Annotated in this window: 23 protein-coding genes and 1 pseudogene; 15 read left to right on the top strand and 9 right to left on the bottom strand. The window is 63.9% G+C overall.

The window, feature by feature from the left end:
* Positions 1–330: 330 nt before the first annotated feature.
* The 3 genes from AC0L3X_RS08210 (at position 331) to AC0L3X_RS08200 (ending at position 4,675) form a co-directional block, all read left to right on the top strand.
* On the top strand, positions 331–1,683 hold the full coding sequence (locus tag AC0L3X_RS08210) for a malonyl-CoA decarboxylase (protein WP_063981433.1): 1,353 nt from the start codon (positions 331–333) through the stop codon (positions 1,681–1,683).
* A 208-nt stretch (positions 1,684–1,891) separates the two neighbouring features.
* Positions 1,892–3,340, top strand: coding sequence for an MmgE/PrpD family protein (locus AC0L3X_RS08205; protein ID WP_354131753.1), 1,449 nt, complete (start codon positions 1,892–1,894; stop codon positions 3,338–3,340).
* 189 nt (positions 3,341–3,529) lie between these two features.
* Positions 3,530–4,675 (top strand): DUF418 domain-containing protein, encoded by a 1,146-nt coding sequence (locus AC0L3X_RS08200; RefSeq protein ID WP_063981432.1) that lies wholly within the window; start codon positions 3,530–3,532, stop codon positions 4,673–4,675.
* A gap of 147 nt (positions 4,676–4,822) precedes the next feature.
* On the opposite strand, the gene AC0L3X_RS08195 is transcribed toward AC0L3X_RS08200, so the two are convergent.
* From AC0L3X_RS08195 to AC0L3X_RS08170, 6 genes are all read right to left on the bottom strand, one after another.
* Positions 4,823–5,023, bottom strand: a complete 201-nt coding sequence (locus AC0L3X_RS08195) for a GIY-YIG nuclease family protein (RefSeq protein WP_371498107.1) — start codon at positions 5,021–5,023, stop codon at positions 4,823–4,825.
* Positions 5,024–5,058: 35 nt separating this feature from the next.
* The gene (gene tarD / locus AC0L3X_RS08190; protein WP_063981430.1) at positions 5,059–6,228 is read right to left on the bottom strand and encodes a D(-)-tartrate dehydratase; all 1,170 of its coding nucleotides are present in this window, start codon (positions 6,226–6,228) and stop codon (positions 5,059–5,061) included.
* A 196-nt stretch (positions 6,229–6,424) separates the two neighbouring features.
* Positions 6,425–6,682, bottom strand: coding sequence for a DUF3297 family protein (locus tag AC0L3X_RS08185; RefSeq protein WP_015684132.1), 258 nt, complete (start codon positions 6,680–6,682; stop codon positions 6,425–6,427).
* Positions 6,679–7,155, bottom strand: coding sequence for a glutathione peroxidase (locus AC0L3X_RS08180; protein WP_063981429.1), 477 nt, complete (start codon positions 7,153–7,155; stop codon positions 6,679–6,681). The genes AC0L3X_RS08185 and AC0L3X_RS08180 overlap by 4 nt, the downstream gene beginning before the upstream one ends.
* 2 nt (positions 7,156–7,157) lie before the next feature.
* Positions 7,158–8,558, bottom strand: coding sequence for an amidase family protein (locus tag AC0L3X_RS08175; RefSeq protein WP_063981428.1), 1,401 nt, complete (start codon positions 8,556–8,558; stop codon positions 7,158–7,160).
* 212 nt (positions 8,559–8,770) lie between these two features.
* Positions 8,771–9,028, bottom strand: coding sequence for a DUF6894 family protein (locus tag AC0L3X_RS08170; protein ID WP_063981427.1), 258 nt, complete (start codon positions 9,026–9,028; stop codon positions 8,771–8,773).
* A gap of 248 nt (positions 9,029–9,276) precedes the next feature.
* On the opposite strand from AC0L3X_RS08170, the gene pqqA reads away from it, so the two are divergent.
* The 10 genes and pseudogenes from pqqA (at position 9,277) to AC0L3X_RS08120 (ending at position 19,402) form a co-directional block, all read left to right on the top strand.
* The gene (gene pqqA, locus AC0L3X_RS08165; protein WP_007595659.1) at positions 9,277–9,357 is read left to right on the top strand and encodes a pyrroloquinoline quinone precursor peptide PqqA; all 81 of its coding nucleotides are present in this window, start codon (positions 9,277–9,279) and stop codon (positions 9,355–9,357) included.
* A gap of 124 nt (positions 9,358–9,481) precedes the next feature.
* Positions 9,482–10,411: a pyrroloquinoline quinone biosynthesis protein PqqB gene (gene pqqB, locus AC0L3X_RS08160; protein ID WP_063981426.1), complete on the top strand. Its 930-nt coding sequence runs from the start codon at positions 9,482–9,484 to the stop codon at positions 10,409–10,411.
* A 20-nt stretch (positions 10,412–10,431) separates the two neighbouring features.
* On the top strand, positions 10,432–11,187 hold the full coding sequence (pqqC, locus tag AC0L3X_RS08155) for a pyrroloquinoline-quinone synthase PqqC (protein ID WP_175618535.1): 756 nt from the start codon (positions 10,432–10,434) through the stop codon (positions 11,185–11,187).
* A 12-nt stretch (positions 11,188–11,199) separates the two neighbouring features.
* Positions 11,200–11,511, top strand: a complete 312-nt coding sequence (gene pqqD / locus AC0L3X_RS08150; protein WP_028147039.1) for a pyrroloquinoline quinone biosynthesis peptide chaperone PqqD — start codon at positions 11,200–11,202, stop codon at positions 11,509–11,511.
* Complete coding sequence (gene pqqE / locus AC0L3X_RS08145) at positions 11,508–12,701, top strand: pyrroloquinoline quinone biosynthesis protein PqqE (RefSeq protein ID WP_063981424.1); 1,194 nt, start codon at positions 11,508–11,510, stop codon at positions 12,699–12,701. The genes pqqD and pqqE overlap by 4 nt, the downstream gene beginning before the upstream one ends.
* Positions 12,691–13,677: pseudogene (gene pip / locus AC0L3X_RS08140) on the top strand (prolyl aminopeptidase). Before pqqE ends, pip begins: the two are co-directional and overlap by 11 nt.
* A 143-nt stretch (positions 13,678–13,820) precedes the next feature.
* The gene (locus AC0L3X_RS08135; RefSeq protein WP_063981422.1) at positions 13,821–14,498 is read left to right on the top strand and encodes a DUF4286 family protein; all 678 of its coding nucleotides are present in this window, start codon (positions 13,821–13,823) and stop codon (positions 14,496–14,498) included.
* Between the two features lie 235 nt (positions 14,499–14,733).
* A complete protein-coding gene (locus AC0L3X_RS08130; RefSeq protein WP_063981421.1) occupies positions 14,734–16,533 on the top strand; it encodes an FAD-dependent oxidoreductase in 1,800 nt (599 codons plus the stop codon).
* The gene (locus AC0L3X_RS08125) at positions 16,503–18,350 is read left to right on the top strand and encodes a 2-oxoacid:acceptor oxidoreductase subunit alpha (RefSeq protein ID WP_063981420.1); all 1,848 of its coding nucleotides are present in this window, start codon (positions 16,503–16,505) and stop codon (positions 18,348–18,350) included. The genes AC0L3X_RS08130 and AC0L3X_RS08125 overlap by 31 nt, the downstream gene beginning before the upstream one ends.
* Positions 18,347–19,402 carry a 2-oxoacid:ferredoxin oxidoreductase subunit beta gene (locus AC0L3X_RS08120; protein ID WP_063981419.1) on the top strand — a complete coding sequence of 352 codons (1,056 nt, stop codon included), beginning with the start codon at positions 18,347–18,349 and terminating at the stop codon, positions 19,400–19,402. Before AC0L3X_RS08125 ends, AC0L3X_RS08120 begins: the two co-directional genes overlap by 4 nt.
* On the opposite strand, the gene AC0L3X_RS08115 is transcribed toward AC0L3X_RS08120, so the two are convergent.
* The 3 genes from AC0L3X_RS08115 to AC0L3X_RS08105 all read right to left on the bottom strand — a co-directional run bounded on the left by AC0L3X_RS08115 (position 19,403) and on the right by AC0L3X_RS08105 (position 22,330).
* Positions 19,403–19,849, bottom strand: coding sequence for a DUF4399 domain-containing protein (locus AC0L3X_RS08115; RefSeq protein ID WP_063981418.1), 447 nt, complete (start codon positions 19,847–19,849; stop codon positions 19,403–19,405).
* Between the two features lie 17 nt (positions 19,850–19,866).
* The gene (locus tag AC0L3X_RS08110; RefSeq protein ID WP_063981417.1) at positions 19,867–21,483 is read right to left on the bottom strand and encodes an SUMF1/EgtB/PvdO family nonheme iron enzyme; all 1,617 of its coding nucleotides are present in this window, start codon (positions 21,481–21,483) and stop codon (positions 19,867–19,869) included.
* Positions 21,484–21,745: 262 nt separating this feature from the next.
* Complete coding sequence (locus AC0L3X_RS08105) at positions 21,746–22,330, bottom strand: STM3941 family protein (RefSeq protein ID WP_063981416.1); 585 nt, start codon at positions 22,328–22,330, stop codon at positions 21,746–21,748.
* A 209-nt stretch (positions 22,331–22,539) separates the two neighbouring features.
* On the opposite strand from AC0L3X_RS08105, the gene AC0L3X_RS08100 reads away from it, so the two are divergent.
* Together AC0L3X_RS08100 and AC0L3X_RS08095 are read left to right on the top strand one after the other, a co-directional pair.
* On the top strand, positions 22,540–23,160 hold the full coding sequence (locus tag AC0L3X_RS08100) for a hypothetical protein (protein WP_063986128.1): 621 nt from the start codon (positions 22,540–22,542) through the stop codon (positions 23,158–23,160).
* Between the two features lie 39 nt (positions 23,161–23,199).
* The gene (locus AC0L3X_RS08095; RefSeq protein ID WP_473316353.1) at positions 23,200–23,649 is read left to right on the top strand and encodes a DsrE family protein; all 450 of its coding nucleotides are present in this window, start codon (positions 23,200–23,202) and stop codon (positions 23,647–23,649) included.
* Positions 23,650–23,671: the final 22 nt, after the last annotated feature.

Here is a 23,671-nt window from a genome sequence, read left to right as displayed (position 1 = left end):
GTTGTGCTGCCCGACTCTGCGGTGGGGTGCGGCCGCGCGGTGTGTTTCCCCCCAAAAAACCCCCCGCGCGCCCCCCCCCCCCGCCCCCCCCCGACCCAGTATTCCAGAGACGGCCGTGATTGAGCCGAGAGGCCGCGGCGTACTGGATGCCCCGGTCAACCCGGGGCATGACAGCTTTGGTGGCACTCTCGGCCTCGCGGGGCATGACAGCTTTCCTGGTGGCGCATGGCACCACGAAAGATACAAAATTCCCCTGCTTGATTGTGATCGGCTTCCGCCTAAATCCCGTGTAAGCTTCCGCAGCGCACAAACCGGAATCGAAACGACCAGATGGCCAACGCCTTCTTCTCAGACCTGCTCGCCACCATCTCCGATCGCGGCCGCACGCTGCTGCGCCGCGGGGATTCCGCCGACGCCAAGCACGATGCCGACGGGCTGATCGAGCTCTGCGGTGCGCTGCTGTCCGGTCGTGGCGAAGCTTCGGGCACCGCCATGGCGCGTGAGGTGCTCGACATCTACCAGGAGTTGGATGCGGCAGGACGCCGCGCCTTCTTCGAAGCCCTGGTGCGCGATTTCGGCCCCGATCGCGAACGCCTGTCCAAGGCGATCGAAAAATGGCGCGCCAGTCCCAGTGACGAAGACGCGAGCTCGCTGCATTTCGCCTCCGAGCCGCGCCGGCAGGAGCTGATCCGCCGCCTCAACCGCGCGCCGGGCGGCACCGGCGATCTCGTCAACATGCGCGCCGATCTGCTCGGCATGATGAACGGTCACACCGATCTCGCCGCGCTCGATCGCGACGTCTCGCACCTTCTCTCGTCGTGGTTCAACAGGGGGTTTCTCGTGCTGCGCCGGATTGACTGGTCGACCCCGGCCAACATCCTCGAAAAGATCATCCGTTACGAAGCCGTGCACGAGATCAGCGACTGGGACGACCTGCGCCGCCGCATCGATCCGGTCGACCGGCGCTGCTACGCCTTCTTCCATCCCGCCATGGTTGACGAGCCCCTGATCTTCGTCGAGGTGGCGCTGACCGAGACGATCCCCGGTGCGATCGCGCCGCTGCTGGCGGTCGACCGCCAGCATCTGCCGATCGAGCGTGCGCGCACCGCGGTGTTCTATTCGATCTCCAACACCCAGCGCGGGCTTGGCGGCATCTCCTTCGGCAGCTTCCTGATCAAACAGGTGGTCGAAGAGCTGCGCCGCGAGACGCCAAAACTCGACACCTTCGTGACGCTGTCGCCGGTGCCGGGCTTCATGCAATGGGTGAAGCAGGACAGGGACCTGCCGCTCTCGGACGAGGACCGCGAGGTGCTGAAGCGCCTCGACGATCCCAAATGGTTCGAGAACCCCGAGACGACGACGCTGCTCCGCACCGTGATCGAGCCGCTCGCGGCCTATTACTTCCTGAAAGCGCGCACGCCGAAGGGCAAGCTGATCGATTCCGTCGCCCGCTTCCATCTCGGCAACGGCGCACGGCTCGAGCGCATCAACTGGCTCGGCGACCTCTCGCCGAAAGGCGCGCGCGAGTCCGCCGGCGTGATGGTCAACTACCTCTACCGCCTCGACGACATCGAGAAGAACCACGAAGCCTACGCCAATGACGGCGAGGTCGTGGCGTCGAGCGCGGTGAAGAAGCTGCTGAAGGGCGAGGGGCGCAGGCTGCTGGACATGCGGCTGTCGTAGGGACAATTGCGGTGTCATCGTCCGCGAAGGCGGACGATCCAGTATTCCAGAGGCCGGCGTTGGAGAAACTCGCTCTGACCACATCCGCCGCGGCGTACTGGATGCCCCGCCTGCGCGGGGCATGACAGCGGAGCGCGGCGGCTACTGGACATACCGCTATCCCAGGCGCTATCCGTTTCATCAGTTCCTGCACCAAAGACGGGACACCATGAAACGACGCGACTTTCTCAGCCTGACCGCAGCGGCGGCAACCGGCCTCTCGCTTTCGCCCGCGCGCAGTTTCGCGGAGGGATCTGGCTCCGGGCCAGAAATGACGGCGCTGTGCGACTACATGAGCGCTGCGAAAACCCGCGCGCTGCCGCCCGAAGTCGTCGAACAAGCAAAGCACCACATCCTCGACACGCTGGCGTCGATGATATCAGGATCGGAGCTGCCGCCCGGTCAGGCGGCGCAGCGCTACATTCGCGCCAATGCTGCGCAGGGGACATCGACCATTGCCGGCACATCGCTCACCGCGTCGCCAGTCGAAGCTGCGCTTGCCAACGGCGTCATGGCGCATGCCGACGAGACCGACGATTCGCACAGCCCGTCGCGCTCGCATCCCGGCAGTTCGACTGTGCCCGCGGCACTTGCGCTCGGCGAACACCTCGGAATCGACGGCGCCCATTTTCTGCGTGCGGTGACGCTCGGCTATGACGTCGGCACGCGCGTGGTGATGGCGATGGGCGGGGCCGATTTCAGCTATGAAAGCGTGCTGAGCACGCACAGCATTTCCGGTACGTTCTGCGCTTCCGCTGCGGCGGCTAGCGTCGCCGGCTTCGACGCGCACCGGATGCGCTGGGTGCTCGACTATGCCGCGCAGCAATCCTCCGGCTTCATCGTGTGGCGGCGCGACGTCGACCATATCGAGAAGGGGTTTGTGTTCGCCGGCATGCCGGCCCGAAACGGCGTGACGTCGGCACTGCTGGTGCGTTCGGACTGGAACGGCATCGACGACGTGTTCTCAGGGCCAGACAATTACTTCCTGGCCTATGCGCCGAAGGCAGCGACCGGAAAACTCGTGGAGAAGCTTGGCGAGCGTTACGAGATCGCAGGCACCGACATCAAGAAATGGACGGTGGGTTCACCGATCCAGGGACCGCTCGATGCGGTCTACGCCATCCGCAGCAAGCAGGCGTTCGAGGCCGGAGAGGTCAAGCGCGTCACCGTACGTCTTGCGCCGTCGGTCGCCGAGGTCGTGGACAACCGCGACATCCCCGACATCTGTCTCCAGCACATGGTCGCCGTGATGCTGCTCGACAAGACCGCCTCGTTCCACGCCGCGCACGACAAGCCGCGCATGCAGGACGCGGCGGTTTTGAAGGAGCGCGCCAAGGTGAATTTGGTGCGCGACGAGGAGCTGGCCAAACTATTGCCGGTGCGCGTCGCCGTCGTCGAGATAGAGCTCACTGATGGAAGCCGCCTCTCCGAGCGCGTCACCGCCGTGCGCGGCACGCCGCGCAACCCGATGACGCGCGACGAGGTCATCGACAAGGCGCGCGATCTGATTGCCCCAGTGGTCGGCGGCGAGAAGGCCGAGCGGTTGATCAAGTCGGTGTATGAGATTGAGGCTGTGACCGACATCCGCAGCTTGCGGCCGCTGCTGCAACGCGTGTGAGGAGCGAAATTTCGTAAGGGATGGCAGACTTTCGCCACATCGTCATTGCGAGGAGCTCTTGCGAAGAAACAATCCAGACTGCCTCCACAGAGAGATTCTGGATTGCTTCGCTGCGCTCGCAATGACGGAGCGTGTGGCAGGCATCTCGCCCCGCGCCACGCATCGTCGAGCTACAATTGGAATTCTTCCATGACATCCGATGGTGCCGCATCTCCTCGGCCAATAAGCCCCTCGGACCGGATCGACGCCATCGACGTGCTGCGGGGCATTGCCCTGTTCGGCGTCATGGCCATCAACGTGGTCATGGAATTTCGCATTTCGATCTTCGAGCAGTTTCTTGGTGCCAGGACGCTTGCTTCGCCGGTTGATCGCGCCGTCGAAACGATCCTGACGCAGGCCGTGGAGCTCAAGGCGTTTGCGCTGTTCTCGCTGCTGTTCGGCGCAGGCCTTGCCATTCAATTCGACCGGCTCGCGAACAGCGAGCGCCGCACTTTCCTGCTCCTGCGGCGGCTCGCTGTGCTGCTGGTGTTCGGCGTCATTCATTTGTGCCTGATCTGGAACGGCGATATCCTCACCGAATATGCACTGGCGGGATTCATCGTGCTGCCGTTCCTGTTTGGCCCGCGCTGGTTGCTGACGCTCGCCGCGCTGGCGTCTCTCGCGCTGTATCTGGCCATGCAGGCCTTTCCGCCCGCGGGGTTGTTTCCCGGCAGGACCGCGATCTGGCGGGACGTCATGGATGCAAATCGCATCTATGCGACGGGCGGCTTCCTCGACGTGCTGGCGTTTCGTCTCCGCGAAATTCCTCTCATCGCGTCCCTGCACGCGTTCGTCTTCTTGCGCACGATCGGGCTGTTTCTCGTCGGAGCGCTGGCCTGGCGGAGCGGCATTCTGCAAAATGCCCGCGGCCTGCTCGTCATCGCGCTTCCGGCTATCTGTCTCGGCGCGGCCTTGCTTTACGTCGGCATCGAGCCGCTCGGCAACATCCTGCTGGCGCTGGGCTATGGTGCCGCCATCCTCTTCATCGCCAGTTTCGGACGCGGCAAGAGGCTGCTCGGCTGGGCCGCGCCGCTCGGCCGGATGGCATTCACCAACTACGTCGCACAATCGCTCATCTTCGGCTGGATCTTCTACGGCTACGGCCTTGGCCTGTTCGGACGGCTCGGCATCACCCAGGCCCTCGCTATCGGCATCGCCGTCTACGTCGGACAGGTGCTGTTCAGCGCATGGTGGCTGCGCCACTGCCGATACGGCCCGATCGAATGGCTGTGGCGCACGCTGATGTATGGTGCACTGCAGCCGATGTTGTTGTCACGGGTGGAGGGCGTGCAGTGACCAAGGTCCCTCCGCCGTCATTGCGAGGAGCACATGCGACGAAGCAATCCAGACTGCCTCCGCGGGAAGATTCTGGATTGCTTCGCTACGCTCGCAATGACGGGATGAGTGGCGCCCTCTCGCCTACTACCGCCACTCCCCCTGTCGTCAGATCAGCGTCTCGTAGAGATCCGTCCAGTCCGGATTGGCGCTCTCGATCAGCGCAAGCTTCTTCGCTCTGCTGCCACCCTTGATCTGCTTCTCACGTACAATCGCATCGGTCATTGTCGCGTGCAGTTCGTACCAGACGAGAAGCTTGCAGCCGTGCCTCTGCGAAAAGACTCTGGATTGCTTCGCTGCGCTCGCAATGACGGAGAGTGTCGGCGCGGCCGTCGAGCCCAATCCTACTCCGCCAGCGCCTTCATTTCCTTGTAGAGATCGAACTTGCCTTCGAAGCCGATGCCCGGCAGGTCGGGCATGGTGATGTGGCCGTTCTCGACGCGCACACCATCCGGGAAGCCGCCGTAGGGCTGGAACAGGTCGGGATAGCTCTCGTTGCCGCCGAGGCCGAGGCCGGCTGCGATGTTGAGGGACATCTGGTGGCCGCCGTGGGGGATGCAGCGGCTCGGCGACCAGCCGTAGGTTTTCAGGACCTCCAGCGTGCGCTGGTATTCGCAGAGGCCATAGGACAGCGCGCAGTCGAATTGCAGCCAGTCGCGATCCGGGCGCATGCCGCCGTAGCGGATGAGGTTGCGCGCGTCCTGGTGGCTGAACAGGTTTTCGCCCGTGGCCATCGGGCCCGGATAGAATTCGGCGAGCGCGGCCTGCAGCGCGTAGTCGAGGGGATCGCCGACTTCCTCGTACCAGAACAGCGGATAGTCCCGCAGCATTTTTGCGTAGGCGATGCCGGTCTCGAGATCGAAGCGGCCGTTGGCATCGACCGCGAGCTGCGCGTCCTTGCCGATCTCCTTCAGCACCGCCTCGATGCGGGTGCGGTCGTCCTCGATCGACGCGCCGCCGATCTTCATCTTCACGACGTTGTAGCCGCGATCGAGATAGCCGCGCATCTCGCCGCGCAGCATCGAGAGATCCTTGCCGGGATAGTAATAGCCGCCGGCGGCGTAGACGAACACGCGCGGATTTGCTTTCACGCCGTGCCGTTCGGCGAGCAGGCGGAACAGCGGCTTGCCTGCGATCTTCGCCACCGCGTCCCACACCGCCATGTCGATGGTGCCGACCGCGACCGAGCGCTCGCCATGGCCGCCCGGCTTCTCGTTGGTCATCATCGCGCCCCAGACCTTGTCGGGGTCGAGATTGTCACCAGCCGCATTCAGCAGCGACTTCGGATCGGCCTCCAGGATGCGCGAGGCAAAGCGCTCGCGGATCAGGCCGCCCTGCCCGTAGCGGCCGTTGGAATTGAAGCCGTAGCCGACGACGCGCTTGCCGTCGCGGACGACGTCAGTGACGACGGCGACGAGGCTCGTCGTCATCTTGGTGAAGTCGATATAGGCGTTGCGGATCGGCGAAGAGATCGGCTTCGTGATCTCGCGGACGTCAACGATGCGGACGGACATGGGGTTGGCCTTTTACTTTCGTCATTGCGAGGAGCGAAGCGACGAGGCAATCCAGACTGTCACGGCGGAAAGATTCTGGATTGCTTCGCTTCCGCCGTCGCTCTTCGAGCTATGGCGGACAAGTCGCTCGCAATGACGTGGAGAGAGTGTGCGCTCCTCGCAATGACGGGTGGAGAGAGCACGGCGCGCTTAGAAACTATTTCTTATCCCTGAAATACGGCTCGACCGGACCATGCACCTTGATCGTCAGCGGATTGCCGTGGCGGTCCTTGGCGTTGCCGGCGGTGACGCGGACCCAGCCTTCGCTGATGCAGTACTCCTCGACATTGGTCTTCTCGACACCCTTGAAGCGGATGCCGACGTCGCGCGAGAGAATATCCGCGTTGTAATAGGGGCTGTTCGGGTCGACCGACAGGCGGTCCGGAAATTCGTCGCTCATGATTGTCTCGCTCATAACAGGGTCTCGATTTGATTCCGCAGTCCTTCCGGCCGTGCGGTCGGCGCGTAGCGCGCGATCACCTTGCCGGCACGGTCCACGAGAAATTTGGTGAAATTCCATTTGATGGAGGCGCCCAGCAGGCCGGATTGCTGGCGTTTCAGGTACTCATACAGAGGGTGCGCATGGGCGCCGTTGACGTCGATCTTCTCGAACAGGGGAAAGGTGACGTCGTAGTTGGTCGAGCAGAAGGACTGGATCTCGCTCGCCGGCCCCGGCTCCTGCGCGCCGAACTGGTTGCAGGGAAAGCCGAGCACCGAGAAGCCGCGCGGCGAGAGGTCGCGATAGAGATCCTCGAGCCCGCGATATTGCGGTGTGAAGCCGCATTTGCTCGCGGTGTTGACGATCAAGAGCACCTGCCCTTCGAAACGGCGCATGGGCACCTCCTCGCCGAGAAGCGAGTTGGCCTTGAAGTCGTAGATCACAGACATCGCTAACCCACGGGATCGATCGGCGACGGCGGCACGCCGCCCGCCTCGATCGCTTCGCCTGCGAGCAGACACAGATCCTCGCGATAGCGGCCGGACACGATGTGCACGCCGACCGGCGCCTTGCCAACCAGACCGGTGGAGACCACCAGGCCCGGCAGTCCCATGAACGGGGTCGCGATTTGCGGCATCTGCGCCTCCCAGACGCGCTCGAAGGATTCGTTGTCCTTGCGGTCGAGATGATCCGGGAACGGCAACTCGCCGGACACCGGCGTGAGCACCACGGCATATTTTTCGAAGAACAGCATCCAGTCGCGGGTCAGCGTGGCGCGGCGCGTGAGCGCCTTGGCGTAGTCCGCCTGGTCCATCGGCGTGACCTTGGCGCGATTGCCGCGCAGGCAGGCCAGCGCACCGGGATCGCCTTCGCGCTCAGCCATCTCCAGCTGCGCCTCATAGCCGTCGCCAAGCCAGAGTTTTCTCTGCCACTCGACCGCCTCGCGCATCGGCGGCGTGTTCTCGATGACCTCGACAGTCCAGCCGGCGCGCTCCAGCCGCTTGCCGGCGTCGGTCACCGCGGCCTTCACCTCCGGTTTGGTCGCAAGCCCGTCCGGGTTGAGGCAGAGCGCGGCGCGCTTCGGCCGCGCGGGGCCCTCCAGCGGCGCCGGCACGAACCAGGGGTCGCGGATGTCGCGGGCCGACATGGCTTCGAGCGAGATCCTGAGATCGTTGACCGTGCGCGCCAGCGGGCCCGAGACGGCCATGATCTGCGGCCCGATCGGACGCTCCGGCAGCGCCGGGTTGAAGGCCGGGATGCGGCCGAGCGTCGGGCGCAGGCCGTGCACGCCGCAGGCATAGGCGGGATAGCGGATCGAGCCGGCGATGTCGGTGCCGTGGGCGATATGGCCGATGCCGGCCGCGACCGCCGAGCCGGCGCCGCCGGACGAGCCGCCCGGGGTCAGCGAGGCATCGCGGGGGTTCTTGGTGTCGCCATGGACCAGATTGGTGGTGAACCAGCGATAGGAGAAGGCCGGGCAATTGGTGCGGCCAAGCAGGATGGCGCCCGCTTTGCGGAAATTGGCGACCACCGGATTGTCCTCGCGCGCGATCAGGTCGCGCTGGAGTTTCAGGCCGTTGGTGGTGGCAAAGCCTTCCTGGTCGACATTGGCCTTGATGGTGACGGGCACGCCGGCGAGCACACCGGGATCGTCTCCCCTGGCGATGGCGGCATCGACGGCATCAGCCTGCTTGAGCACGTCCTCCGGCCGGTGGTCGATCACCGCGTTGAGCTGGGGATTGACGGCGTCCAGGCGGGCCAGACCGGCCTTGGCCGCCTCCCTGGCGGAGACCTTTTTGGATTTGACGAGGGTAGCGAGGTCGGCGGCCGACAGGCGCCAGAGATCTTGCATGGTTTGCTCCGTTTAACCGGCGTCTTTTAGCGCCGGGAACGCGGCAAAGCCATGCGGATTTCGCGGGGAGGAAGAGCGGGCTTGGCGCCGGGTGGTGCCTCATTCCCGGTCATTGCGAGCGCAGCGAAGCAATCCAGAATCCCTCCGCGGAGACAATCTGGATTGCTTCGTCGCAAGGGCTCCTCGCAATGACAGGGGAGCGCGCGGGGGCCTCAATGCCTGGTCGCGGACTGATCCGGGATGTCCAGCAGGGCCTCGGTGAAGGGGAATTCGAGCACGATCTCCCCGTCGTCGTCGGTCACCTCGATGACGGCCTCCATGAGCGCCGGCTGGGCGCCCTCCGACTTCACCACCTCCAGGATCATCTGGCGGGCGACCTCCCAGGCGCGATCGGGGTTACGCAGGTCCTCTCCGTCGGGATCCACGATCAATTCGTCGCCGATGCGGGTGTTGAAGAAGTATCTGGGCATCACGAGAGTCCAAATTGGGAGGCCTGTACCGGATTGAAAGCTGCACTGCACTCACAACTGCTTTATCAGGACAGGGTTCGCGACCGAATGCGCCACGCGCAAGGCAGCATCACGGGAAGTGATGTTCCACCATCATTTTCGCGGCGCAACATGGCTTTCTCGGGAAGATTTCACTAGCGAAGTTTTCCGCTCGCATTACTTTAACCGTTGGGCGGATACGTCCGAATTCGTGAAAATGGAGAGCCAAAATGGCTTGGAAAGCCCCGAAGATCGTCGAAGTGCCCTGTGGCATGGAAATCAACATGTATGTGAGCGCCACCCGCAAGTAAGCGGTTGGTGGTTTCTGCGCAGGTGGATCTTTCGGTCACGATCGGTTTCCGGAAGACACGAACTTTGTCGGCATCCGTGTCGGCCTGAGATCCACCTCGCGACGTTCCCTCCAGGAGACGTATTATGCTTCGCGTCGTCGTCCTGGGCGCCGGGGCCGGCGGCGGAGTCCCGCAATGGAACTGCGGGTGTGAGGGCTGCCGGGCGGCCCGTGAAAATGGCCAGGAGCTTCAGAGAACCCAAGCCTCGGTCGCTTTCAGTGGCGACGGCGAGCACTGGTTCCTGATCAACGCCTCCCCCGATCTTCGCCAGCAATTGAACGCCACGCCGCAGCTGCATCCCAAGGCCGGCGCGCTGCGCCATACACCTGTTGCAGGCGTGATCCTGACCAACAGCGAGGTGGATGCGGTCGCGGGCCTGCTGTCGATGCGCGAGGGCTCACCCTTCACGGTCTATGCGCATCAGAAGGTGCTGGCGATCCTGAAGAGCAACAGCATCTTCAACGTCCTGAACGAGAAGAACGTACAGCGCCAGCCGATTTCCATCCACGAGCCGTTCGAGCCGCGGCTGCCTGATGGCGCGCGCTCAGGACTTGAGGTGCTGCCCTTCGCGGTGCCCGGCAAGTCGGCCTGGTATCTGGAAGGTAAGGCGCATCCCGGCGGCGAGACCGGCGACGGCGATACGCTGGGACTCAAGATCACGGACAAATCAACCGGCAAGTGCTTCTACTTCATCGCCGCCTGCGCCGAGGTGACCGATGCGCTCAAGGCCGAGATCGATGGCGCAGCACTGGTGTTCTTTGACGGCACGGTCTGGCAGGATGACGAGATGATCAAGGCCGGGCTCGGCCACAAGACCGGCAAGAGCATGGGCCATGTCGCGATGTCCGGTCACGATGGCGCGATCGCGCGCCTCGCCGACCTCACTCTCGACAGGAAGATGTTTCTGCATATCAATAACTCGAATCCGGCGCTGCTGCCCGATACGCCGGAGCGTAAAGCGCTTGAGGCCGCGGGCTGGCGGATACCCGCCGACGGAACGGAGATCGTGCTGTGAATGCCGCGTCACTGACTGGAATGACCGCGCTCTCTGTTGGCAAGGACATCAGGCTCAACTCGGCCGAGGAGCTTGAGGCGACGCTGCGCCATATCGGGGCTACGCGCTATCACAGCCTGCATCCGTTCCATAAGCTGCTGCACGGCGGCAAGCTGAACAAGGGCCAGGTGCAGGCCTGGGCGCTGAACCGCTACTATTACCAGAGCACGATCCCGATCAAGGACGCCGTGGTGATCTCGCGCTTCCGCGACCGCGCTACGCGGCTGGAATGGCGCCACCGCATCGAGGACCATGACGGCGACGTCGGCAGCGAGGGCGGTATCGAGCGCTGGCTGAAGCTGACCGAAGGCCTCGGCCTCGACACGGCCTATGTGGAATCGACCGAAGGCATCTTGCCGGCGACGCGCTTCGCGGTCGAAGCCTATGTCCATTACTGCCGCGAGAAGAGCCCGCTGGAGGCGATCGCCTCCTCGCTCACCGAATTGTTCGCGCCGAACCTGCACGAGGAGCGCATCTCCGGCATGCTGGAGCACTACGACTTCGTCAATCCCGACATCATGAGCTACTTCAAGCGACGCTTAGCGCAGGCGCCGCGCGATGCCGGTTTCGCGCTCGACTACGTCAAGGCGCATGCCACGACGCCGGAGCAGCGCGCCTCCGTCTGCAACGCGCTGATCTTCAAGACCAACGTGCTGTGGGTGCAGCTCGATGCGCTCCAGCACGCCTATGTCGAGGGCCACATTCCGCCGGGCGCCTTCGTGCCCAAAGCGAGCTGAGGGATCAGAGCAATGGCCGGGCCGCGGAACATCAGCGTCAGCGAGGCAAGCCGCCCGGTGCTGCCGCGGCATGCCAAGCTGAAATATGACGAGACGCGCAAGGTCTGGGTGATCCTGGCGCCGGAACGGGTGCTGGCGCCCGACGAGATCGCGGTCGAGGTCTTGCAGCTCTGCGATGGCGAGCGCAATGTCGGCGACGTCGCCGACCAGCTGGCCGCGAAATACGCCGCGCCGCGCGAAGCGATCCTGGCGGACGTCATCGTCATGCTGCAGGATCTCGCCGACAAGGGCTTCCTCACCGAGGCCCGGGAGAAGACGTCATGAGCGACCTGCTCGGCAATCTTCCGCCCGACATCAGCGACAGCCTCGCGGTGCTGGAGAAGCAACGCTCGACAGCGGAGACGTTCGGCATTCCGCTCGCCGTATTGCTCGAGATCACGCATCGCTGCCCGCTGCAATGCCCCTATTGCTCCAATCCGGTCGAGCTCGACCGCTCCGGCAAGGAACTGACGACCGAGGAGTGGAAGAAGGTCTTGAGCGAGCTCGCCGAGATCGGCGTGCTCCAGGTGCATTTCTCCGGCGGCGAGCCGACGGCGCGGAAGGACCTCGTCGAGCTGGTCAAGCATGCCAGCGACGTCGGCCTCTATACCAATCTGATCACCTCGGCCGTGCTGCTGACGCGCGAGCGGCTGAGCGAGCTGGCGGATGCCGGGCTCTGCCATGTGCAGATCAGTTTCCAGGGCGTTGAAGAAGGTCTCGCCGACCGCGTCGCCGGCTACAAGAACGGGCATCGCAAGAAGCTCGAAGTGGCGAAATGGACGCGCGAGCTCGATCTGCCGCTCACCGTGAACGCGGTGATGCACCGGCAGAACCTGCACCAGCTCCCCGACATCATCCAGATGTCGATCGATCTCGATGCCGACCGGCTCGAGGTCGCCAATGTCCAATATTACGGCTGGGCGCTGAAGAACCGCGCCGCGCTGATGCCGACCGTGGCGCAGTTAGACGAATGCACCCGCATCGTCGAGGAGGCGCGCGAGCGGCTGAAGGGCACGCTCGCCATCGACTACGTCGTTCCCGATTATTACGCGCTGCGGCCGAAGAAATGCATGGGCGGCTGGGGCCGGCAGTTCTTCAACATCTCGCCGGCCGGCAAGGTGCTGCCCTGCCACGCCGCCGAGAGCATCACCGGGCTCGACTTCGAATCCGTGCGCTCCAATCATTCGATCGCCTGGATCTGGCAGAACTCGGACGCCTTCAACCGCTATCGCGGCACCGGTTGGATGAAGGAGCCGTGCAAGACCTGCGAATTCCGCGAGATCGATTTCGGCGGCTGCCGCTGCCAGGCCTTTGCGCTGACGGGCGACGCCGCCAACACCGATCCCGCCTGCGCGCTGTCGCCGCTGCACGAGACCATCTTCAAGCAGGCCGAGCGCGAGGCCGAGGGCGAGACCAACCGCTTCCTCTATCGCAATTTCGCCGGCGGCACTCTGGAATCCGGGAATGATGCCTGACGCCGACGCGGCCGCATCCGCCAAACGTGCCGATCCCTTTGCGCCGCTGACCTCCGACATGCTCGACGTCGGCGACGGCCACGAGCTCTATGTCGAGAGCGTCGGCCGCGCTGACGGCATCCCCGCCATCTATCTGCATGGCGGGCCCGGCAGCGGCTGCCAACCCGACCATCGCAAGCTGTTCGATCCCGAACGCTTCTGCGCGGTGCTGTTCGACCAGCGCGGCTGCGGCCGCAGCCGTCCCAAGGGATCGCGGTAAAATAACACGACGGCGCATCTGATCGCGGACATGGAGAAGATCCGCGAGAAATTCGGCTTCGACCGCTGGATGGTGGTCGGCGGCTCCTGGGGCGCGACGCTGGCGCTGGCCTATGCCGAGGCCCATCCCGACCGCATCTCCGGCATTGCGCTCCGCGCAACCTTCCTGGGCACCCGTGCCGAGGTCGAAACCGCTTTCACGTCGCGCCTGTCGCAATTCTATCCAGCGCTCCACGAGGATTTTCTCAGCGTGCTGCCGCCCGATGAGCGCGCACACCCGGTGGACGCCTATTGGCGCCGCATCCTCGATGCCGATCCGGCCCTGCATGGTCCCGCCGCGCGGGCCTGGCACGACACCGAACGCGTCCTGTCTGAGCACAAGGCGGCCAAGACGGGGCTGGACCTCGCATCGCTGAACGTGTGGCGCACGCTGCCTGCGACGCCATTCATGGAGGCACATTATTTCGTCCACGACAGCTTCATGACGGACGACCAGCTGTTGCGGAACGCCGGCAAGCTCGCTGGCATTCCCGGCATCATCGTGCAGGGCCGCTACGATCTGTTGTGCCCTCCTGAGACATCCGAGCGGCTTGCGAAAGTTTGGCCGGGTTCCGAGATTCGGATCGTGGAAGAAGCCGGACATTCGCTCTATGATGCCGGCGTGCGGGACGCGGTCATGAAGTCGATCGCCGATCTCGCGTCGAAAGCCGCGCGCTAGATCGATCTCCTCATCCTGAGGAGCGCTCCAAAAGGAACGCGTCTCGAAGGATAAGGCCCGGATCTAGCAGTGGGGCCTTCATGGTTCGCGACGCCACTTCGTGGCTCCTCGCCATGAGGGTCTGAATGGGAAGGACAAGAACAATGCCGCTCGCCGGGCAAGGCATGCTGCTGACGTCGATGAACATCGACGTTCCAGATGAGGCCGATTTCAATCGCTGGTACGATCGCGAGCATCTGGAAGAGCGCGTCGCGATCGAGGGTTTCCTGGAGGCGCGGCGCTATGTCGCGCATGCTGCCAATCCCAAATATCTCTCGCTGTACTCGACCGCGACGCTCGACGTGCTCGACAGTCCCGCCTACCGGGCCCGCCTCGCCAACCAGACCGAATGGTCGCGGCGGACCATGGCGCATTTCAAGAACATGCTGCGCGTGGTCGCGCGCATCACCATCAGCAAGGGCACCGGTCGCGGCGCAGCACTCGGGCTGGTGCGGCTGCGGCCGAGCGCCGACAATGCCGGGACATGGCGTGATGCACTGCACGAAAAGCTGACGCCCGGGGAGCGCGAGGGCATCATCTCGATGCATCTGCTCGAAAGCGAGCCGGAATTGTCGGGCGCGACCGCAGACATTCCAGCGGTGCGCAATGAGGGCGCGCGCGACTGGTTCGTGCTGATCGACGGCACGCATGTCGGCGCGGTCTCCGCGGTCATTGCCGAACGCTTCACCGGCCCCGCCGCATCGCCCTTCCCGCTTCCTGTCTCCGTCGGCACTTACAGCCTGATGTGGGATCTCGCGAAGAGCGATATCGCGTCCGGCTAGCGGCCATCCGCAACGCAACATATTGCACCGCACGCACCTTGCGTGCGGCCGTTAATGCTGAGCGCGCGCAGCACCTATGAAAGCAGGTGATCGCATAAATTTGCCGTTGTACTTCGGAATGATTCTAATAAGCTAACCCAATGACGTCATTCATAAACCAGATCGACGCGCATTAGCGTTCGCCAAGCTCAAGAAAAGGCCGCCGGGTCTTTGGGCCTGTGCGGACAGGGTAGGAATGAAACCGACCGACATCGCGGCCCCCGACTACTTTCACAAAGTGGTCGATTGCCAGTGGGCCTGTCCTGCACACACCCCGGTTCCCGAATACATCCGACTGATCGCACAAGGCCGCTACAGCGACGCCTACATGATCAATTGGAAATCGAACGTGTTTCCCGGAATTCTGGGACGCACCTGCGATCGTCCATGCGAGCCGGCGTGCCGTCGCGGACGCGTCGAGGAAACGCCGGTGGCGATCTGCCGCCTCAAGCGCGTCGCCGCCGACTTCAAGGACGACATCAGGCAGCGCCTGCCGCGTCCGTCGCCGAAGAACGGCAAGCGCGTTGCGTTCGTCGGCGGTGGCCCCGCCTCGCTGACGGTGGCGCGCGATCTTGCCCCGCTCGGCTATCACTGCACCGTGTTCGACGGCGATCCCGAGGCCGGCGGCATGATGCGCACGCAAATCCCGAAATTCCGCCTGCCCAATTCGGTCATTGACGAGGAGACCGGCTACATCCTCGATCTCGGCGTCGAATTCAAAGGCGGCCACCGCATCGAGAGCATGAAGGCGCTGCTCGCGGAGAAATACGACGCGATCTTCGTCGGCTCCGGCGCACCGCGCGGACGCGAGCTCGATGTTCCGGGCCGGAAAGAGGCTGCCGCCAACATCCATATCGGCATCGATTGGCTGTCTTCGGTGTCATTCGGCCATATCGACAAGATCGGCAAGCGCGTGATCGTGCTCGGCGGCGGCAACACCGCGATGGATTGCTGCCGCACCGCGCGCCGCCTCGGCGGCGCAGACGTGAAAGTCATTGTGCGCTCCGGCTTCGAGGAGATGAAGGCCTCGCCCTGGGAGAAGGAAGACGCGATCCACGAGGACATTCCGATCCTCAACTACATGGTGCCGGTGGCATTCAAGCATGTCGCCGGCAAGCTCATCGGCGTCACCTTCCAGCACGTCAAAGCCGAATACGACGCCAAAGGCCGCCGCAATCTGGTGCCTTCGGGCGACCCCGATCAAACCATTCCCTGCGACGACGTGCTGGTCGCGGTCGGCCAGGAGAACGCCTTCCCCTGGATCGAGCAGGATTGCGGCATCGAGTTCGACAAATGGCACATGCCCAAGGTCGATCCGAAGACCTTCGTCTCGACCAATCCGAAAGTGTTCTTCGGCGGCGACGCCGCGTTCGGCCCGAAGAACATCATCTGGGCCGTGGCGCAGGGCCACGACGCCGCGCTGTCGATCCACAAGATGCTCTCGGGCGATGACATCACCGAACGGCCGCTGCCGGAGGTGCAAATCTCCTCGCAGAAGATGGGCATCCACGAATGGAGCTATGACAACGACATCTCCAACGACAAGCGCTTCAAGGTTCCGCATCGCGACAAGGTGATTGCGCTGAAGGACATCCGAACCGAGGTCGAGCTCGGCTACGACGTCAAGCTGGCGCTGGGCGAAGCCGAGCGCTGCCTGAACTGCGACGTCCAGACCGTGTTCTCGACCTCGCTCTGCATCGAGTGCGACGCCTGCGTCGATATCTGCCCGATGGACTGCATCACCTTCACTGATAATGGCGAGGAAAGCGACCTACGCCAGCGCCTGAAGGCGCCCTCGCCACATCCCGACCAGGACCTTTACGTCTCCAGCGACCTCAAGACCGGGCGCGTGATGGTCAAGGACGAGGACGTCTGCCTGCATTGCGGGCTGTGCGCCGAGCGCTGTCCCACCGGAGCCTGGGACATGCAGAAATATTTCATCGAGATGACTTACGCAGGTTCGACATGTCCGACAAAAAGCCGCTCAGCAGCGTAAACGACTTCGTCGTCCGCTTCGCCAACGTCAACGGCTCGGGCTCGGCCAGCGCCAACGAGATGTTCGCGCGCGCGATCCTGCGTCACGGCGTTCCGGTCTCCCCCCGCAACATCTTCCCCTCCAACATCCAGGGCCTGCCGACCTGGTACGAGGTGCGGGTGACGGAAGACGGCCATCTCGGCGCCCGTGGCGGCGTCGACATGATGGTGGCGATGAACCCGCAGACCTGGGACAAGGACATCGCCGGCATCGAGCCCGGCGGCTATCTGTTCTACGATTCCACCAAGCCGATGCCGTCGACCAAATTCCGCGACGACATCACTGTGATCGGCGTGCCGCTCACCGCGATCACCAACTCGACCTACACCGATCCGCGCCAGCGCCAGCTGTTCAAGAACATCATCTATCTGGGCAGCCTCTCGGCGCTGCTCGACATGGACCCGAAGCTGATCGAACAGCTGATCGGCGAGCAGTACAAGGGCAAGGAGAAGCTGCTCTCCTCCAACGTCCATGCGCTGCATCTCGGCCGCGACTGGGCGCTGCAGAATTTGAAATGCCCGATCGGGCTGCGGGTGAAGAAAACCGACAAGGTCGGCGACCGCATCTTCATCGAGGGCAACAGCGCCGCCGCGCTCGGCGCGGTCTATGGCGGCGCCACCGTGTGCGCCTGGTATCCGATCACGCCGTCCTCGTCGGTGGCGGAGGCTTTCACCGCCCACTGCAAGAAGTATCGGCACGATCCTGAAACGGGCAAGGCGAAATACGCCATCGTGCAGGGCGAGGACGAGCTGGCTTCGATCGGTATCGTCATCGGCGCCTCCTGGAACGGCGCCCGCGCCTTCACCGCGACCTCCGGCCCCGGCATCTCCTTGATGACCGAGTTCATCGGCCTCTCCTATTTCGCCGAGATTCCGGCCGTGATCATGAACATCCAGCGCGCCGGTCCCTCGACCGGCATGCCGACCCGCACCCAGCAATGCGACATCATCGCCTGCGCCTATGCCTCGCATGGCGACACCAAGCACGTGCTGCTGTTCCCGGAAGATCCGGCCGAGGCCTTCGAGTTCGCGGCGGCCGCGTTCGATCTTGCCGAGCGGCTCCAGACCACGATCTTCCTGATGCTCGACCTCGACATCGGGATGAACCACCGTCTCTGCCGCCCGCTGAAGTGGGACGACGCGAAACAGTATGACCGCGGCAAGGTGATGACCACGGAGATGCTGGAGGAAGGCCGCGACTTCGGCCGCTATCTCGACGTCGACGGCGACGGCATTCCCTACCGCACCTATCCCGGCACGCATCCGACCAAGGGCTCCTATTTCACCCGCGGCACCTCGCGCGACCGCTATGCGCGCTACTCCGAGGAAGGCTCGGTCTATGCCGACAACATGCAGCGTCTGGTGCGCAAGTTCGAGACCGCGCAGGACCTGGTCCCGCGCCCGCTCCAGGCCAACGCGGAACGGCCGACCAAATATGGCGTGATCTATTTCGGCTCGACCTCGCCCGCGATGGACGAGGCGATCGGCCTGCTGGAGGCGCGCGGACATCAGCTCGACCGCCTGCGCATCCGCGCCTTCCCGTTCCACTCGAGCGTGGCGAGCTTCCTTGCCGAGCACGACTTCGTCTACGTGGTCGAGCAGAACCGCGACGCCCAGCTCCGCCAGCTCATCGTCAACGAGAACGGCATCGACCCGGTGCGCCTGGTGCCGATCGTGCATTACGACGGCACACCGATCACCGCCCGTTTCATCGCAAAAGCCATTGGCGACCACCAGGATCACCTCAAGGTGACCCCGCTCCGCAAGGCCGTGTCATGACCTATATTGCCAAGCCGAAGTTCCATCATCCGGGCCTCAAGAAGAACGAGCTCGGGTACACGCACCGCGACTACGAGGGCAAGATCTCGACCCTGTGCGCCGGCTGCGGCCATGACTCGATCACGGCCTCGATCATCGAGGCCTGCTACGAGCTCTCGATCGAGCCGCATCGGGTTGCGAAAATCTCCGGCATCGGCTGCTCCTCGAAGACGCCGGACTATTTTCTGGGCAATTCGCACGGCTTCAACTCCGTGCACGGCCGCATGCCGTCGGTCTTGACCGGCGCCAACCTCGCCAACCGCGATCTGATCTATCTCGGCGTCTCCGGCGACGGCGATTCCGCCTCGATCGGCTTCGGCCAGTTCGCTCATTCGATCCGGCGCGGCGTCAACATGACCTATATCGTCGAGAACAACGGCGTTTACGGCCTGACCAAGGGCCAGTTCTCGGCCACCGCCGACCGCGGCTCGAAGTCCAAGAAGGGCGTCACCAACACCGACAACGCGATCGACCTCGTCGCGATCGCGCTGCAGCTAGGGGCCACCTTCGTCGCGCGCTCGTTCTCCGGCGACAAGAGCCAGCTGGTGCCGCTGATCGCGGCCGCGATCGGCCACAAGGGCGCATCCTTCATCGACGTCATCAGCCCCTGCATCGCCTTCAACAACCACGCCGGCTCGACCAAGAGCTTCGACTATGTGCGGGAGCACAATGACGCCGTGAACCGGCTCGACGTGCTGGTCGGCCGCGATCCCATCGCCGTCGAGTATGCGCCGGGAACGGTGCAGGTGGTCGAGCAGCACGACGGCAGCAAGATCGCGCTGCGCAAGATCGACGCGGATTACGACCCGCACGACCGCCTCGGCGCCCAGACCTTCCTCCAGAAGCACGCCGCCAAGGGCCAGATCGTCACCGGTCTGCTCTACGTCGATCCCGATGCGGAAGACCTGCACACGCATCTCAACACGGTCGAGACGCCGCTCAATACGCTGGAGGCGGACACGCTGTGCCCGGGCTCGGCTGCGCTGGACAAGTTCAACGCCAGCCTGCGGTGATCATCGACCGCGCTCGACCGGCTGCCTGACACGTATGGTGATCTTCTCCGATACGACAGGCGGCTCGAACGGATAGTGCTTCGCGTCGCCCAGCACCAGTTGCAGCGTGTGCATCCCGGGTGGAAGTTCGAGCAGGGTTTCGGTCTGCCCCGCCCCGAAGTGCAGATGCGACTTGTCCTGCGGGATCGGCTCCTTGGGATCGATGGGATCGTTGACGTCGACCAGCAAATGATGATGGCCGGCGTTCTGGTACTCGTCGCCGGCGTGCGTCACGCCCATATTGCGCAAGCCGAACCGGACCCAGAACCCGCCCCGAACCTTCTGCCCGTCACGCGGGGTGATGAAATAGAGCTTGGCATCCTTGGGAGCGGTCTTGCCCTGCGGATAGGCGACGCCTGGGAGTAATGCGAGCGCCGCCGCCAGGGCGGCGCAACGAATGATCTGCATCGAAATGACTCCACCACTTAAGGACTTAGCGCAACGCGGAATCCATGCGTCGGATAACGAACATTGGTATCGTAGCCATCGCGGTTGGACGGCCTCACATATCTCGAATCGTTCTTCCATGAACCCGAGCGCAGGACATGCGACGAGCAGTCCCCGCCGGTCCATGCCGAGCCGTCACCGGGTGCGCCCTGATAGGTCCTGCGCCAGCAGTCCTCGACCCACTGATCGACACCGCCACCCATGTCGTGGAGGCCGAACGGATTCGGCTTGAAGCTGCCGACCTTCGCCGGCTGCTCGGCCGCGAGGTCACCGCAATCCTTGCATCCCGCCATGCCCGGCTGGAGCTTGTCGCCCCACCAATATTTCGTCTGCGTCCCGCCGCGCGCGGCGTATTCCCATTCGGCTTCGCTCGGAAGCCGATACGACTTCTTCGTGGTCCGCGCGAGCCAGGCCGCATATTGCTGCGCGTCGGTCCAACTCACATTGGTGATCGGCGCATCGTCCTTGCCGATGGCGGTGAAGCCGCACGCCTTTGCAGCCGCGCATTCGTTCCATTCCCGCACGGTCACCGGATACTTTCCGATCGAGAACGGCTTGACCGTGACCTGGTGGACGGGACGTTCGGTCGGATCGTCATTGCTTCCCATCGCGAAACTGCCGCCGCGAATGGCGATCATCTCGGGTTCGCGGAGCGACGTGGCCGATGGGCTTGGTGCTGGACTCGACGTCGAAGCACTTGACGTCGAAGCACTTGGCGCGGAAGCACTTGGCGCCGGAGCACTTGACGCTGAAGCACTTGGCGCCGGAGCGGGCGATGGAGACGATGCCGCCAATGAAGGAGACGGCTGCGGCGTTTGTGTCGCGGCTTCTCGCGGTGCAGGTTGCGGGCTCGGCGATGCGACCGGAGCAGCAGTCGGCGCGGCGGCCTGCTCCCTCACCCTGCCCGACGGCTGCGCCAGCAGATACCACAACACACCGGAAGCGATCACGAGGAGCGTGACGCCCAGAAGGAAGATCAGGGTATTCTCGCGCCGGCCTCGCGTCCTCCCAACCGCATCTGCGTCCGGCAGCACGCGATAGACGCGCACCGGATCGGTGATGTTCTTGACCTTGCGGTCGCCGAGCGACTCATAGCCGCATACCACCTTGTGCTTGATCTGCTCGTAGATCGCGCCCGAGATATAGACCTGACCGGGCTCGGCGATACCCTCGATGCGCGTGGCGATGTTGACGCCGTCGCCGTAGACATCGTCCGGCTCTACGATCACATCACCGAGATTGACGCCAATCCGATATTCGATCCGGGAGTCCTTCGGAAGCGAAGCGTTGCGCCCGACGAGATTCTGCTGGATGACGATGCTGCAGCGAACGGCCTCGACGGGACTGTCGAAGATCGCGATGAAGCCGTCTCCCGTCGTCTTCACCAACGTTCCATGGTGTTCGACGATGCTGGGCTCGATGAGATCCCGCTCGATCCGCTTAACGCGAACATGCGTGCCTTCCTCGTCGGCCTGCATCAAGCGGCTGTAGGAAGCGATGTCACCGACGATGATTGCGGCGAGACGACGCGGCATCGAGCCGTGTGGAGGCGGCTCGTCATGATTTCCGGATCTGAAGTTACGAATCTCGCCCATTGCGGGGAACTCCACAAACGCGGGTGAGCTTACGACATCGAATTTCAGCTGTCTGTGAAGACTATCACATTGATGATCCGCGACAATCTCGCAGAAATCAGCGGCGCCGAGTTCCCGGGCAGAAGCGCCGCAAGGATTGAACCTTCTCGGACCGACGGCGGACTAAGGCTCGCGCGACCACTCGGCAACGCAGCCTATGCCTGCTTCGACCGCCGCTGCGATGCGCGGCATCTTACCCGATGCAGGCGAATCCTCGCCCGCTTCAGCTGACAGCCTCGGGCTCCGGTTCAGGCTCCGGCACGGAGTGGTCCGAAGGGGCCGGTCGTCCGGCACCCCAATATTGCTTGCAGGTCTCGAGCAATGTCTTGACGTCCATGGTCAGGCCGCCCGCATTGACGATCACGCTGTCAGCGCCAAGCGTCTTGTTCATCAGCGACAAGGCACGCCTCAGGAAGCCCCCGGAGAATCGCCCGGCGACAAGGGGATCGAGCTTGAGCACCACGAACTTCTGCAGGCGCTGCTCCCAGATCTGTATCTTCCGCACGGAGCTCCAAGCGATGGTCTCGTCGGCGAGCCTGAGGTCGCGAATGCCGACACGGCTGATGAAGACGACCGGCGACCTGGCCGAGATCAACCTCCAGAGCATCCTGAAGGTGGCGAGGCCGAAAAACACCGCACCGACATAGCAGGCGGCGACCTCGAACGTGGTGATGTTCTTGCCTTGCTGCCACATGAATGCGAGCGCAGCGCAGAGCAGCGACAGCAGCAGACCGGCGCCGAAAAACACCAGCAGCCGTCCCCGGGAATAGCCGATCGTAATGTTGGGCAAGTTCTGACCTACGGACATGTTCGACCGCCACCAGCCTTTTGCAGCAACCCTGGGTTTACGAACGCCCCTTCTCCCGAGTTATTAGGACTGGAACCTTGCGCGAGGCTGCCCACGGGAATGCAAGGCATCGGCACTTGAACGCGCGGCGTCCGGCTTGCGACTAACCGCCAGTCGGCTCTCACCCCCCTCCGATGCGGCCGTCAATGGTTCGCGCGCCCGGTGCGATCATGAGGCTTGCCCTGCTCCTTCCGCTTGTCCTTGCCGCCTTCGTCGGCGCCGCACGCGCCGAGGAGGCCGACGATATCCGCGAGGCGACCAAGGCCGAGGCCGAAACCTTCAACACGCGCATGTATGCCGGGACACCCGGCAGCAAGGCCTATGCCTGCTTCGTCCGCCGCTACGATGCCGCACATCTGGCGCGGCATCCGAAGCAGAAGGTCGCCTCGATGAAGCTGCTGGTCTCGGCGGAATTGGACAAGGAGGACAAGGAGCTCCACAACTCCTTCCGGCTCGGCTTCAGATACCGCCATCGCTCCGGCGATTTCGACTCCAGTGGCTCCTGTAACCACGCTGTTTTCACCAAGGACGGCACCGAGATCCGGCTCGGCTGCGGTGTCGACTGCGAAGGCGGCGGTATCGGCGTTGCGCTCTCCAGGGACGACAAGTCGGCGATCGTACGGCTGGCGCGGGTCAGGGTCTGGCAGAACAACAAGCCGGACGACGAAGCCGAGCAATCGCTGGTCGCTGGTGCCGACGACGGCATTTTCCGCCTCGACCGCACCGACAACCGCGAATGCGCCTCGCTGGTGACGGACCGCAAGGAACTCGCCGCGCTGCGTCACAAGTGATAGGCCTCGGCGAAATCAGGCCAGTCGAGGGAGATCGCCATGAACCGCCGGAGCATCTTGTGGAGCGCCGTCTCGGCCCTGGGCGCGGCGCTTGGCGGCTCCAGCGCGAAGGCCGCGACGGAAGTCGGCGCGGGCAACAAGCTCAAGGTCGTCTATCACCTGAGCGACGCCGAGAAGGTCAATTTCGTGCTCGGCAACATCCAGAACCACGCTGACGGCGTCGGCGGTCCCCAACACGTCACCATCGCGCTGGTGATTCACGGGCCGGCGCTGAAGGCGTTTCACCGGGCACAGGCCAACCCCGACGTCGGCAAGCGCGTCGGCGATTTCTCCAAGGACGGTGTCGAGCTCGCGGCGTGCGCCAACACTATGAAGGCGCAGAACGTCACGCTGACGGGTTTGCTGCCGGGCTTCGTCAGCGCGGAGAAGGGCGGCGTGGTCCGTTTGGCCGAGCTCCAGTCGCAGGGTTATCTCTACCTGCGGCCTTAGGCGTCGAAGTCTTTCATTCTCC

The organism is Bradyrhizobium sp. MI1.7 (assembly GCF_055811795.1).
This window is presented reverse-complemented; position numbering and strand designations above follow the sequence as displayed.

Excerpts from the sequence above, each read along its gene's own strand:
- AC0L3X_RS08105 (WP_063981416.1), bottom strand. The coding sequence starts at position 22,330 with ATGTCCGTAGGTCAGAACTTGCCCAACATTACGATCGGCTATTCCCGG.
- pqqA (WP_007595659.1), top strand. The coding sequence starts at position 9,277 with ATGGCTTGGAAAGCCCCGAAGATCGTCGAAGTGCCCTGTGGCATGGAA.
- pqqD (WP_028147039.1), top strand. The coding sequence starts at position 11,200 with ATGGCCGGGCCGCGGAACATCAGCGTCAGCGAGGCAAGCCGCCCGGTG.
- AC0L3X_RS08185 (WP_015684132.1), bottom strand. The coding sequence starts at position 6,682 with ATGAGCGAGACAATCATGAGCGACGAATTTCCGGACCGCCTGTCGGTC.
- AC0L3X_RS08120 (WP_063981419.1), top strand. The coding sequence starts at position 18,347 with ATGACCTATATTGCCAAGCCGAAGTTCCATCATCCGGGCCTCAAGAAG.
- AC0L3X_RS08175 (WP_063981428.1), bottom strand. The coding sequence starts at position 8,558 with ATGCAAGATCTCTGGCGCCTGTCGGCCGCCGACCTCGCTACCCTCGTC.
- pqqC (WP_175618535.1), top strand. The coding sequence starts at position 10,432 with ATGACCGCGCTCTCTGTTGGCAAGGACATCAGGCTCAACTCGGCCGAG.
- pqqE (WP_063981424.1), top strand. The coding sequence starts at position 11,508 with ATGAGCGACCTGCTCGGCAATCTTCCGCCCGACATCAGCGACAGCCTC.
- AC0L3X_RS08095 (WP_473316353.1), top strand. The coding sequence starts at position 23,200 with ATGAACCGCCGGAGCATCTTGTGGAGCGCCGTCTCGGCCCTGGGCGCG.
- AC0L3X_RS08205 (WP_354131753.1), top strand. The coding sequence starts at position 1,892 with ATGAAACGACGCGACTTTCTCAGCCTGACCGCAGCGGCGGCAACCGGC.
- AC0L3X_RS08130 (WP_063981421.1), top strand. The coding sequence starts at position 14,734 with ATGAAACCGACCGACATCGCGGCCCCCGACTACTTTCACAAAGTGGTC.
- AC0L3X_RS08135 (WP_063981422.1), top strand. The coding sequence starts at position 13,821 with ATGCCGCTCGCCGGGCAAGGCATGCTGCTGACGTCGATGAACATCGAC.
- pqqB (WP_063981426.1), top strand. The coding sequence starts at position 9,482 with ATGCTTCGCGTCGTCGTCCTGGGCGCCGGGGCCGGCGGCGGAGTCCCG.
- AC0L3X_RS08210 (WP_063981433.1), top strand. The coding sequence starts at position 331 with ATGGCCAACGCCTTCTTCTCAGACCTGCTCGCCACCATCTCCGATCGC.
- AC0L3X_RS08180 (WP_063981429.1), bottom strand. The coding sequence starts at position 7,155 with ATGTCTGTGATCTACGACTTCAAGGCCAACTCGCTTCTCGGCGAGGAG.
- AC0L3X_RS08100 (WP_063986128.1), top strand. The coding sequence starts at position 22,540 with ATGAGGCTTGCCCTGCTCCTTCCGCTTGTCCTTGCCGCCTTCGTCGGC.
- AC0L3X_RS08110 (WP_063981417.1), bottom strand. The coding sequence starts at position 21,483 with ATGGGCGAGATTCGTAACTTCAGATCCGGAAATCATGACGAGCCGCCT.
- AC0L3X_RS08200 (WP_063981432.1), top strand. The coding sequence starts at position 3,530 with ATGACATCCGATGGTGCCGCATCTCCTCGGCCAATAAGCCCCTCGGAC.
- AC0L3X_RS08170 (WP_063981427.1), bottom strand. The coding sequence starts at position 9,028 with ATGCCCAGATACTTCTTCAACACCCGCATCGGCGACGAATTGATCGTG.
- tarD (WP_063981430.1), bottom strand. The coding sequence starts at position 6,228 with ATGTCCGTCCGCATCGTTGACGTCCGCGAGATCACGAAGCCGATCTCT.
- AC0L3X_RS08125 (WP_063981420.1), top strand. The coding sequence starts at position 16,503 with ATGTCCGACAAAAAGCCGCTCAGCAGCGTAAACGACTTCGTCGTCCGC.
- AC0L3X_RS08115 (WP_063981418.1), bottom strand. The coding sequence starts at position 19,849 with ATGCAGATCATTCGTTGCGCCGCCCTGGCGGCGGCGCTCGCATTACTC.